General features: G+C 42.6%; 9 protein-coding genes. 1 reads left to right on the top strand and 8 read right to left on the bottom strand.

Annotated elements, in window-relative coordinates; translation table 11 throughout:
* Positions 1-2: 2 nt before the first annotated feature.
* From G590_RS0112170 to G590_RS0112145, 6 genes are all read right to left on the bottom strand, one after another.
* Positions 3-437, bottom strand: coding sequence for a LytTR family DNA-binding domain-containing protein (locus G590_RS0112170; protein ID WP_022765946.1), 435 nt, complete (start codon positions 435-437; stop codon positions 3-5).
* Between the two features lie 12 nt (positions 438-449).
* Positions 450-1,370 carry an ABC transporter permease gene (locus tag G590_RS0112165; protein ID WP_022765945.1) on the bottom strand — a complete coding sequence of 307 codons (921 nt, stop codon included), beginning with the start codon at positions 1,368-1,370 and terminating at the stop codon, positions 450-452.
* Positions 1,363-2,283, bottom strand: a complete 921-nt coding sequence (locus G590_RS0112160; protein ID WP_022765944.1) for an ABC transporter ATP-binding protein — start codon at positions 2,281-2,283, stop codon at positions 1,363-1,365. Before G590_RS0112160 ends, G590_RS0112165 begins: the two co-directional genes overlap by 8 nt.
* Before the next feature lie 120 nt (positions 2,284-2,403).
* The gene (locus tag G590_RS19395) at positions 2,404-4,953 is read right to left on the bottom strand and encodes an alpha-L-rhamnosidase (RefSeq protein WP_022765943.1); all 2,550 of its coding nucleotides are present in this window, start codon (positions 4,951-4,953) and stop codon (positions 2,404-2,406) included.
* 9 nt (positions 4,954-4,962) lie between these two features.
* Positions 4,963-7,398, bottom strand: coding sequence for a glycoside hydrolase family 3 protein (locus G590_RS0112150; protein ID WP_022765942.1), 2,436 nt, complete (start codon positions 7,396-7,398; stop codon positions 4,963-4,965).
* Between the two features lie 47 nt (positions 7,399-7,445).
* The gene (locus G590_RS0112145; RefSeq protein ID WP_022765941.1) at positions 7,446-8,837 is read right to left on the bottom strand and encodes an MFS transporter; all 1,392 of its coding nucleotides are present in this window, start codon (positions 8,835-8,837) and stop codon (positions 7,446-7,448) included.
* A 129-nt stretch (positions 8,838-8,966) separates the two neighbouring features.
* Between G590_RS0112145 and G590_RS19390 the strand changes: the two genes are divergently transcribed.
* Entirely contained in the window at positions 8,967-10,166 is a 1,200-nt protein-coding gene (locus G590_RS19390) for a helix-turn-helix domain-containing protein (protein ID WP_022765940.1), read from the top strand.
* A 16-nt stretch (positions 10,167-10,182) separates the two neighbouring features.
* Here G590_RS19390 and G590_RS0112135 read toward each other — a convergent pair whose 3' ends face one another.
* Both G590_RS0112135 and G590_RS0112130 read right to left on the bottom strand, forming a co-directional pair.
* The gene (locus G590_RS0112135) at positions 10,183-11,100 is read right to left on the bottom strand and encodes a DUF7916 family protein (protein ID WP_022765939.1); all 918 of its coding nucleotides are present in this window, start codon (positions 11,098-11,100) and stop codon (positions 10,183-10,185) included.
* 25 nt (positions 11,101-11,125) lie between these two features.
* A complete protein-coding gene (locus G590_RS0112130; protein WP_026494110.1) occupies positions 11,126-12,166 on the bottom strand; it encodes a M42 family metallopeptidase in 1,041 nt (346 codons plus the stop codon).
* Between the last annotated feature and the right edge of the window lie 3 nt (positions 12,167-12,169).

The following is a 12,169-nucleotide window of genomic DNA, read 5'->3' as shown; positions in this document are numbered from 1 at the left end:
ACTTATAACCCCAATTTCTTCTTAAGCTCTTTTACATAGCTCCTTGAGATGACCACCACTTCGCCGTTTAATAGCTCTGCACGCATCCTGGCGTTGCTCTCCGTCTTAACACTCTTTATCTTGCGGAGGTTGCAGATCATTGACTTGGAGCACCTAAAGAACCTGAAATCCAGGTTACTCTCAACCTCATAGAGTCTGCACCTCATATCAAGACATGCGTCCTTGGTATAGGCAAAGCACTTATCATCAACGCTTTCAAAATAATAGATCTGGGATAATCTGCAAGGCACTTTCTCGCCGTCCCGGTAGCCTGCTATTATCTGTTCCCCGTTTTCCAAAAGACCTATTGCAGTGTCGATGGAAGATGTGTGCTCGTATGCATTTATAACTGCACTTTCGCTTTCTTCCTGCGAAATCTTGTTGAATGTGACCCTCAAAACTTTTCCCCTTTACTTTCTGCCGAAAACAGCAGGATATACCACTCTCAAAACTCCGATAAATATAACTGTACTAATTATCACGTAAATCCATGTCAGATTCAACGTCCAAATTTCACCACCTACTACAGTGTTATATGAAAAAATATCAACCATTGCTTTCATGAAGGCACCACCGTCAAGGCCGCCTATGCACTCATCCATGTGGCGGAGGATTCCACCTGTAAGGTAATTTCTGATAAGTACTGTGATTCCTGTTGCAGGAACAAGATTGCATACATTCTGAATGCCCTTGTTAAACTCTGAAAGAGGCATGTAAGCTCCGATCACAAAACCTGATACTGCTGATAAGATTCCCATGAAAGCGCCGCAGGTACCCATGCTCTTAAAGAACATCATAACTACCATGAATACGGATGTTGAAGATACTGTTCCGAGGAAAACCGCGCCAACAAGCTTAACAATATCAGCTGCAGAAAGATACATATCTCCGCTCATGCTGAGTATCCCAATTCCAACTGCCAGAACTATCATTGCCTGCATGAAAGCTGAAATAACTGCTGCGCAGAAGTAAGAAAGAATGATCTCGAATCTCTTAACGGGTGTAGAGAGCATATCAAGGTCTACTCTGTCCTCTCTGTCCCTTACGATGATCTCAAGTGCATTGTAAGGAATTGTTATAAGAGCTGAGCTGATGATACCTGTAAGAAGAAGTCCGTTTACAAACTGAGCCATGTCTTTTGCTGCTACCAGGTTCTCAAGCCCTATTGCTGCATTCTGCAGAGCTGACAGAAGGCTGTTCTTCAGGAAAAGAATGTAGAGAAGAAGTATGATCATTGGTGTGAGCATTGAGAAAAACAGTGTTCCTTTATCTGTAAAAAATACAAGCATATTTCTTTTTGTAAGTCCGATAAATCCTCTGAGTTTAGCCATTTACGTTCACCATTTCCTTTCCTGTAAGTGTTAAGAATACGTCGTCCATTGTGCCTTTGATTATTTCAAAATCTTTTACAAGTCCTTTGTTCTTCCAGATAAACTCTGTAATTCCTTCGTTCATTGAGATGTTGTAGTGATCTACTTCATATCTGAACTTTGAGCTTCCTGACGTTTCTATCAGCCTGCTGCTCTCTTCGCTCTCATCGGTGTACCAGATGAGCTTCTTGCTTGTATATCTGCTCTTAAGCTCTGCCGGCGTACCCTCGGCAATTATGTTCCCCTTGTCCATGATCACCACGTTTTCTGCTTCCGCTGTCTCCTCCATGTAATGTGTTGTGAGGAAGATTGTGAGGTTCTCATGTTTTCTCAGGTAATTGATGTAGTCCCAAACCATCTTGCGTGACATCGGATCAAGTCCGGTTGTGGGCTCATCCAGAAACAGAATGCTCGGTTTGTGTAAAAGAGCTCTCGCAATATCTATTCGTCTCTTCTGACCACCTGAGAGCTTCTCGTATTTCCTGTTCCAGATATCTCCAAGATTGAACTCTTCCCAAAGACCTTCAAGCCTTTTCATGATCTCTTTCTTGTCGTATCCGTAATATGCTCCTCTTGTCATGAGATTCTGTTTAACTGTGAGCTTTCCGTCCAGTACTGAGTTCTGAAATACGATTCCGATCTCTTTCCTTATCTTGTCATCATCCTTGCCAAGCTCATGTCCCATCACGTATGCGTTTCCGTTTGTCTTTGGAAGGATGGTACTCAGCATATTTATTGTTGTTGACTTTCCTGCTCCGTTCTCTCCCAGGAAAGCAAAGAGCTCACCCTGACTAACCGAGAAAGAAATACTATTAACTGCGGTGAATTCTCCGTATTTCTTTTGGAGGTTATTTACTTCGATTGCCTTTTTCATTTCGTTCCCCTTTTCTTTAACTTGTTGTTTCCTTGCTTCTGAACTGATAATACATGATTTTTCGCACAAAAAAAGCGCAACTGCGGTGAGTTGCACTTTTCATTCGGTGAAATGCAAAAACTATTCAATTTTAACATCAGCCGTAGTGTTTGGTGGAACGACTATGTCATATTTGTACTTGCCATCTTCCTGAAGACTCCATGAGCATGACACAGTTCCGTATATGCTGTCATAGCTAAAGGATGCTCGTGTGAAATGTCCTCCGGGCCTTGGTGCAATGACAAAATGATTTTCTCCATCCACCTTAACGCCGCACATCTCAGAGAATATCCATTCGCAAACAGCTCCCTTTGAATAGTGATTAAGAGATGCTATTCCGCCGCCCAGTCCGTTGTCTGAAGTAGGCCCGTTCCAGTCTTCCCAGATAGTGGTTGCTCCGATCTTCGGCATATAGAGCCATCCCGGTTTTTCTTCATTTTCCAGAAGCTTATATGCAAGGCTTAAATCAATCTGCTGAAGGACATACAGAATAAGAGGTGTTGATAGAAAGCCTGTTCCGACTCTCCAGCCGTATTCATCAAGGGCCTTTATGAGTCTTCTCTTAGCATACCCTTTCTGGGTCTCATTCAAAAGATCAAAGTACAGCGGGCGAACAAGGCGAGCCTGTCTGTTTGTATCAAGAGAGAACTCACTGTTTTCAATCAGCTCCTGATAGGCTCTCTTGCAGCCTTCAGAATATTCCTGATACTCCTTTGCATCCTGCTCTTTTCCAAGAGCCTTTGCAATCTCGCTCATAAGTCCTAAAACATAGCTTGTATAAGCTGTTGCTTCCTCAGGTTTGGATTTTGAAAAGTCTTTAAAAGACGACTTATGAACATCGGAAGGTTCAGCCCATTCACCGTAGTGTTGTCCGACATTGTACAGATATTTGCTGTTTTCCTTGGATATCTTAACCTTCTCAGACATAAGAGCTGAGCGCTTACCAAGGCGTCCGATTGCAAATGCGGCGTATTTTTTCATGTTGTCATAGTACTTTTCGACAAAAGAAATATCGCCGTATTTCTTCCACAGTCTGTAAGGGATCATGATTCCCGCATCGGCCCAGCCTACAGAACCGTCCATGGATTTCATGTAAAAGTCCGTTCCGCCCTCAGGCGCTATCTGAGTAAAAGCGCCGTTCTTACGCTGAAGATCACAAAGATCTTTTTCATACTTATCAGCAAAAGGTGCATAGTTCACCATATAGCTTGCTGTATTTACAAATATCTGTGCATCTCCTGACCAACCATGGCGTTCTCTTGTAGGGCAGTCTGTAGGAAGATCGGCAGAGTTGTTCTTAAGGGACCAAAGAGTATTCTCAACGAACTTATTAAGAAGTTCATTTGAACTGTCAAAAGAGAATGTGGTCTCAAAATCGGAATAAACTGCAATAGCTGTAATATCCTCCGGACGTATCTCCACATCACTTTCAACAAGGACATACTGGAATCCGAAAATGGCAAATCTGGTCTTGTAATAGTTATCTCCATCTTTACAGAAATACTCTATCTGCTGAAGCGGAGTCACTAAATCTTTTTTTACGCATTGGATATTAGTCTGAGTAAACTCTCCGTTCTCATCTAGCTTTTCTCCAAATCTCATAAAGATTCTCTGGCCAGCTTTTGCGTTCACTTTAAACTCAATATATCCGGCAATATTTTGTCCGAAGTCAAAGACCTTTTTGCCGCCGGGAGTAATGATGAGTTTTGGGTTTGTAAATCTTTCATGCTCAGTAAGAGCAAAGTTGTCTGAAGCGGTTGGAATCACATTATGCTTTGCAGCCTTTGCTTTTTTCCATACAGCCTTCTTAATATCATCCTTTGTTGCATCATAGATTTCGCCATCCTTATTGTCGGCAAATCTTATAGGACCATCATTTGTCCATTCGAAATTTTCACTTGAGCATATTATCTTTTTGCTGCCATCAGAAAAATATATTTCAATCTGTGCAAGGAGCTTAGTCTCATTTCCGTAAAAGTTCTTTAGTCCCCAGGCTCCTACAGATCCTCTGTACCATCCGTCTGCCAGCATGAAGAAGAGGTCATTGTTTCCCTCTTTTATCTGAGCAGTGATATCTACTGTCTGGTACTGAACTCTTTTTCTGTAATCTGTGTGTCCCGGTGCAAGACAGAAGCTTCCAATCTTTTCGCCGTTTAGCTGACCTTCGTATAGACCACAGGCGGACATGTAGGCTCTTGCTCTGGAAATCTTCTTTTCCGGATCCACAATAAAGCTCATTCTGAAACAGTCTACCGGGTATCTCATTTTTCTTTTTACAGAATAGTTACCGGTAATCCATGTAGCCTTCCAGTCGCTCTCATTTAAAAGTCCCAGCTCAAAAGTAGCTTCATCGCTTGCTTCTCCCTTTATGTCTTCCTCATCCCAAAGCACAACACTCCAGGTTATCCTCTGTCTGCTTTTTAAGGCATCTCCACCCCAAGGAATAAGATGCATCTTATGAGAGCCGGTCTTTCCGGAATCCCAGATAATATTTCCGTTATCATCTTTAGCTATAATCTGATAGGCAGTCTGTGTTTTGCCACCTTCACAGACCCAGCTAAGTCTTGGCTTTGTGTAATCTATTCCGATAGGATTTGTTAAGTACTCTGTTTTTAGTCTGATTGCTTTCATATCTTACCTTCACTCTGCGTTATAGAATTCATCAATAGTTCTGATCAGGCGGCTTGCATTGACTTCAAGCTGTTTTCTTGAAAGTGTGTCATCCTTAAGTGCCGTAAGAACTCTCTCATAGTCTTTCTTTGTTCCCGGCATGAACAGTTCTCCACCGGCCTTAGCGACTTCATTGGAAAGAGCATTGCGATAAACAGACTTTTTACTTGTCATAACCTCCATTACCCAGTCTGTCATCACTATTCCCTTAAATCCAAACTCAGATCTTAAAATATCCTCAATAAGGCCTCTGTGCTCGGAAGTATGCGTACCATTGAGCAAGTTGTAGCTGGTCATGACTGCCTTAGGCTGGGATTTCTTCACGCAGATATCAAAGCCTCTAAGGTAAATCTCTCTCATTGCTCTTTCGCTTACCTGAGAGTTATTACAATAGCGGTTGGTTTCTGCATTATTGGCAGCGTAGTGCTTAATCGTAGTTCCGCAGCCCCTATGCTTCTGTACACCTCTGGTGATGGCTGCTGCCACTTCTCCTGACACAAGCGGATCTTCTGAATAGTATTCAAAGTTTCTTCCGCAGAGGATACTTCTATGGATATTAAGAGCAGGAGCAAGCCAGAGATGAACTCCGAACTTCTCCATCTCCGATCCGACTATATCTCCAAGCGCTTCTGCCAGCTCTGTATTAAAGCTCTGTGCAATAGCTGTTCCTATAGGAATCATGGTCGCCGAATGCTCTTTTATCACGGCATTCTTAGGAATCTTCTTTCCACCTACCAGCATTTTTGCAATAAACTTTGCTATTGGCCCCATCATCTCAAGCATACTTTCAGGTATCATACCTTTATTGCCGGCATCATACTGATTTTCACCCTCTTCGTAATACTTAAGTGAGATCCTGATTCCCGCAGGGCCATCAGCCATGATCAGAGGCCTGATTCCTTTTTTTGCAAGCTGTGAAGTTGTTTCACCTGCAGCACCTGCAAGATGTGTCGCAGCATTGCCGATAATGCTGAGTCCTCTTGCGTTGGGATCAAAGTTTCCGATCTGCATGTAAGAAAGCTCTTCATCCGTCAGGTTCTTTATCCTTGGGTCTACAGGTACCTCGCTGTCAAAAGAGACTTCTCTTTTCTCAAAGTCATCGGCAGTAAGTGTGATGGCTGTGATACCTTCAGGAATTGAATCCGGCTCTGAATGCTCAAACTTTATGTCTGTAAAGTCAGGCTTTCCAAGACAGTTCCTGGTCTTTAGTGTTGTAACCATTTCTTCCAAAGTAGCAACTGCAGCAATTTTTGTATCCACTGAGCTGTTGCCTACCCTGATCACATATCTGCCCTTCTCAAGAACATAGCTTTCAGATTCCTCATCATAGGAAGCAAAATCAGAAAGCCTGAATGATATCTCAAGCCTACATTCTGATCCGCTATCAAGAAGCGAAGTCTTAGCATAGCCTACCAGCTGCTGATATGGCTGATCAAGCTTATCCTCAGGGGCTGAGAGATAGACCTGCACAACCTCTTTTCCTGCACAGCTTCCTGTATTCTTAACAAGCACCTCACATGTAAGGGTATCCTTATCTGCCCTTACTTCCTGCGCTTTAATCTCAAATGTCGTATAAGACAATCCAAATCCAAACGGGAAAAGAGATCTCTTTTTAAAGGTGTCAAAGTAGCGATAGCCTACATAGATACCCTCTTTGTAGCGGTTATCATTCCAGTCGCCAAAAGTTCCTTCATTTGAATACTCCTCGAACTTAGCCCATGTGGTTGTGAGCTTACCTGAAGGATTCTGTTTCCCCAGAAGAATATCTGCCAGTATAGCTCCGCAGTCGGTTCCAAGCTGGGATAAAAGGAGAATGTCTTTTACCTCCATCACAGGTGAAAGATCAATGGCGCCTCCGACATTTAAAACCAGCATAAATCTGTCGTACATTTTATTGAGAAGAAGGATGTCACGAATCTCAGACTTTGCAAGCTTTACATCTCCCTCTATGACCTCTCTGTCACTGCCCTCTCCGGAATTTCTGCTGACAACGTAAATAGCTGTATCGCACAATTTAGTGATCTCAAGATTGTGGTCAGGCTCCTTCATGGTCTTTCCCATTGAATACATGATCGCATTCTCATGCTTTGCCTTCGCCTGTGCCTTAAGATCCTTAAAGAACTGCTTTTTAGCCTGCTTTCTTACTTCATCATAGGCATCAAGCCAGCTCTTTGAAGCAATTGAAACCCCTGCTTTTTCAAGCCCCTGCTCTATTGTAAAAGTCTCTTTTGAATTAACTTCGCCGGAACCTGTTCCGCCCTTTATCGTATAGCGAAGTCCACTGCCGTAAGCTGCGATCTTGCCGGCCTTATCCAGAGGAAACTGTCCGCTCTTTTTAAGAAGAACCGTGCACTCAGCTGCATTGCTAAGTACAAATGATAAATTATCCGCGTCTTTTCTTTCCATATTGATCTCCTTAGAAATAAGGGGAACAGAATCTGCTCCCCTCAACTTTACTTTCTTGCAGCAATCTCTTTATGAATTTCAGGAAGTCTCTTTTCAAGATCAAATCGCAAAGCAAAAACAAACAATACGATGAACAGAATAAGAGGAATATAGATGCTGAATGTGTAAATTGCCTGAATAACAGCAGGTGATACAGTTGTTGCCAGTCCGTCATAAGCTGCAAGGCCAAGGCACCATCCAATTATTGAAGCGCCGATACCAGATCCAACCTTATTACCAAAGCTGCATGCGCTCTGAGCTGTAGCAACCATTCTTCTGCCATACTTATATTCATTATAATCAATCGCCATGGCAGACATAACCCCCATGAGACACATCATAGGAATGTTTGCGAAAGTAGCAAAACATGAAAGAGTAGTGTTGTAAACAAAGTGTGTCGGATTAAAGAGTCTTAAAGCTGTGCCGATGGCTCCGATCATGAACGAAACCCTGAGTGTCTTTGTAACGCCAAGCTTTTTAGACATCGGTCCAACAGCTATGAATCCAAGAAGTGTAGGTATCATACCGATCGCGCCTTGAATAGCAACCAAATTGTCATCTCCATATATCCACTTGCAGTAATATGTTCCTGCTGCGCCACTGATTCCATAAGAGATATTAGCGCAGAAATTCATGATCAGGATCATTACCCAGTACTTGTTGCCAAACAAAGATTTAAGCGCTTCTCCAAAGGGAACAGGCTCCTCATCATCAGTTGCGTTATCTGCCTGAACACCTTCTCCTGTTGCAGTCTCCTTTGCCTTTAAATAACAAATAAACAATGCAAGCGCAATAAACAGTCCAAAGATAGCTCCCATCTTGATCCATGCACTCTGATTACCGCCAAGTGCATTGGTGATAGGAATAACAGCTACTGCTATGATCATACCTGATACATATCCGGCTGCTGCTCTCCATATTCCCATGTTTCCTCGCTCTTCCTGGCTGTCAGTTCTTACAACCTGAATAGAAGCATACGGAATACATATTGCTGTATAAATAACTGCAGATAACAAAACATTAGTTATAAGCAGATATCCAAGCTGCATTGTCTCTCCCCAGCCCTTGGGAACTGTAAACAGAGATACAATAACTATAGCTGCCGGTATTGCCATTCTAAACAGCCATGGTCTGTACTTTTCTTTTCCGGGAGCTGTATGATCAACTATATGTCCCATGAATATGTCTGTGAAAGCATCAATTATCTTACAAATAAGAAGCATTGTTGCTATTGCTGCAGCAGCTATTCCTACTTTATCTGTGTAAAAGTAAGTTAACTGTCCAACCAGACCCGAAATTACATTAAGTGAAAACTGACCCAATGAATCTGCGAAATAGTCTCCTGTTCGCATGACTTTTTGAATACCATCTTTGTCTAAACCCAGTGGTTTCTTTGACATAATTCTTTCCTCCGTTTTACATAAATAGCTCTTATGTTGACATTATAAGATTGGAGGTAATAGAATTATTGTAGTTATGTGAATATTATTGTAACTATGTTGCTGATTTAATTCATTGGTGATCAACATATGAAAGACTATACAAAAGAGCTTATAAACACCTTACAGATAATCTATAATTCTACATTCATGCCTATTCACTTATTTGAGAACAATAACTGTATATGCTCAATACCGAATAATGAATTACCTGTAGACTTTATAGTCGCATACAGAAACAATATTGTTTTCAAAGAGGCTTCACTTAACTATTTTTCTACAAAAGAGTTTTTGCACGTGGGTATTATAAAGAGTGATACAAAAGATATGGACATCATAATAGGACCTGTATCCACAACAATTCTCTCAGAAACAGATATAGACTCACTGATTGCCAGCTACTCTCTGCCGATAGACTATAAAGAACAGATATGGGATTTTTACGACAAAACTCCCAGTTTTACCGTCTCTCAGCTTCTAAACATAATGGCTCTCTTAAATAAAGAATTAAACGGGAATATTGTAGATATATTTGAATACTTCGGTTTTACAGATAAGACAAAAGAACAACGCGTGGGAAAACATCATGCAGACGCTCTGGTCGAAAATAAAGAACAGTCGCAGTTCCATGACACTTACTTTTTTGAACAACAATACTATGGCTATATAGAAAGAGGTGACGTAAACGGTCTTCAGCATTTCATTCAGCAAGTGCCCTCTTTTACAGAAGGTCGTACTTCCAATGATTCGCTTCGCCAGGCCAAAAACATTTTCATATCAACCACTGCTATAGCTACACGTCGAGCAATAGCAGGAGGCCTTGATATAGAAACAGCTTATCAGCTCTCTGACTCATATATCCAGGAAGCAGAAAAGATGTCCGATCAGGCTTCCATACTGGCTCTAAATGCCACAGCAGCCATTGATTTTACAAGCCGCGTGGCAGAGGCCAGGATACCAAAAGGCATGCCTGAGGACATCTATCTCGCAATCCAGTTTATTGCAAATCATGTAAACCAGAATATCTCTGTAGAAGAGATTGCAAAGCACCTGAACATGGACAGAACTACTCTGTCCAAAAAGTTTAAGAGAGAGCTTGGTTTTAATATCAGCTCTTATATAATGCGCCGCAAACTGGAAGAAGCTAAGAGCCTTCTAACCTATACCGACAAGACTATCAGTGAGATAAGCGAGTATCTGTGTTTCTCAACCCAGAGCTACTTTCAGAATGTTTTTAAAGCCAAATACAAAATGACTCCAAAGGAATACAGGAAGAGTCAGAAGAAGTGATTTTTCTCTGCTCAGCTTATCTTCTAGCACTTGCTGCCATACGGTGATAGGTATGACGAATGCCTCGAATACTGATGCTGTAGGCCATGATGTTCTTAGGCGCAGCAATACCGGGATGACCACTGTCTCCTATGTGATGTATATCTGTTCCTGTCTGTTTGCACATAATAGCAATCTGCTTGATGGTCTCCTCATCAGTACCCTCCTGGCTGGTTCCGATGGCAGTCATGGAGAGTCTGCCCTTTTTATGGATATAGCTTACTCTCTCCCTTGCCCATTCCACAGTGATTCCGGGAACAGTTCCCGGCGCAGGAAGAAGAATGATATCAGCACCGGCCTCAGCAAAGGCGTCGATATCTTCCATAGTAAGGATAGCATCCGCACCCTCTGTGATAATGCCCGCTGCATGCATCTTGCCGGAGGCAATGATCATATCATCTCCGACAGCTTCTTTTATCTCTCTGATCGCATTAAGAATACCTTCGTTGGTTACACCGATACCCGGATTACCGGTTATCAGGATCATGTTGACTCCCATGTCTCTGGCACGAACAGCATTCTCCGCATTGGCAATGCGCCCCTTTGTAAGAGCCCAGGGGTTGTCAGAGCCTTCAATGATCTTACCCGGTTCGAGATTGATAGCAAGAGGAAGGCCGGTCAGTTCTTTTATCAGGCGCGCCGTATCCTCTGCCTTATGCTCAGGAAGTCCCTTAACATCAGGGTTCCAGACATCAAAGATATTGCAGAGAATAAAGTCTGAACCAAAAGCTGCACAGAGCTCAGCATTGGATACGTCCTCACACTGAGGTGTAAACATACCGATACACTCAGTTATAATAGTTCTTCCCTCGCTCTCAGCTATAGCGCTGAGGAGCTCCTTTTTACCCATTTTCTCAAAATCGCTTGCAAAGCTGTTTAAGATTCTTTTACCCATAAGCTGTACCCCCGTACATTAAATCTTAAAGTGCATATCCGATAAGAAGGCGAAGTACGTTCTCTGCTCCGTCCCTGTGGCTTCTCTCATAGCCGTGGGAAGCATAAACGCCGGCACCGATAAGTCCGTGCTTAAGATCAACACCGGATCTTAATGTAGCCTCAACGTCGCTTCCGTAGTGAGGATAGATATCAACTGCGTAGTCTGCGCCACTCTCTTTGGCCGCTGTAACAAGTCCCTTAACGATGTCATAGGAGTAGGGGCCTCCGCTGTCCTTGGCGCAGATAGAAACCTGCTTCTCGGTGCATGTAAGTCCATCACCGACACATCCCATATCCACCGAAATAGCCTCTGTACATCCTTCCGGTACGCTTCCGCTTCCGCCGTGGCCAACCTCCTCAAACACAGTAATATGCGCATAAAGGGCTCTTTTGGGAGTAACCTTTTTATCCTTGATATACTTGGCAAGACCAAGAAGAATACCTACACTGAGCTTATCATCAAGAAATCTTGACTTGATATATCCCGACTTTGTAACTCTCACATTAGGCTCAAAGCATACGATATCGCCAACTGAGATTCCAAGCTTCTCTGTATCCTCTTTTTTCTTAACATCTTCATCAAGAACAACTTCACAGTTCTCCCAGGTTCTCTTGGTGTCGTCATACTCTCCGTTTACATGGATTGACGCATTGTTGAGCTGGAAGGTACCTTCGTAGATGCCGTCAAACTTGGTCACAACTCTGACATTTTCTGTCTCAGCGTTGTTGGGATTCATTCCGCCAAGGTTAGTCAGCTGAAGTCTTCCGTTATCCTTGATGGTAGCAACCATTCCGCCAAGGGTATCAGTGTGAGCCTCGAGAAGAAGGCCGTTATTCTTATCCTTGCCTGTAAGATCAACAATGATTCCGCCCTTATTGGTTGTTTTAGTTTTAAATCCAAGGCTCTCAAATTCCTTCTTAACCCAGGCTGCTGCTTCCTCAGTATAGCCTGTTGGTGAATCAATGTTTAAGAGCTCCGTTGTCTTCTCTACAATAAAGTCTGTGTATTTATTTAGCTGTATCATTTT

The sequence above is a fragment of the Butyrivibrio sp. XPD2006 genome (genome assembly GCF_000420865.1).
Taxonomy (GTDB): Bacteria; Bacillota; Clostridia; order Lachnospirales; family Lachnospiraceae; genus Butyrivibrio.
The sequence above is the reverse complement of the archived record's forward strand: the minus strand, read 5'-3'. Positions and strand labels throughout refer to the sequence as shown.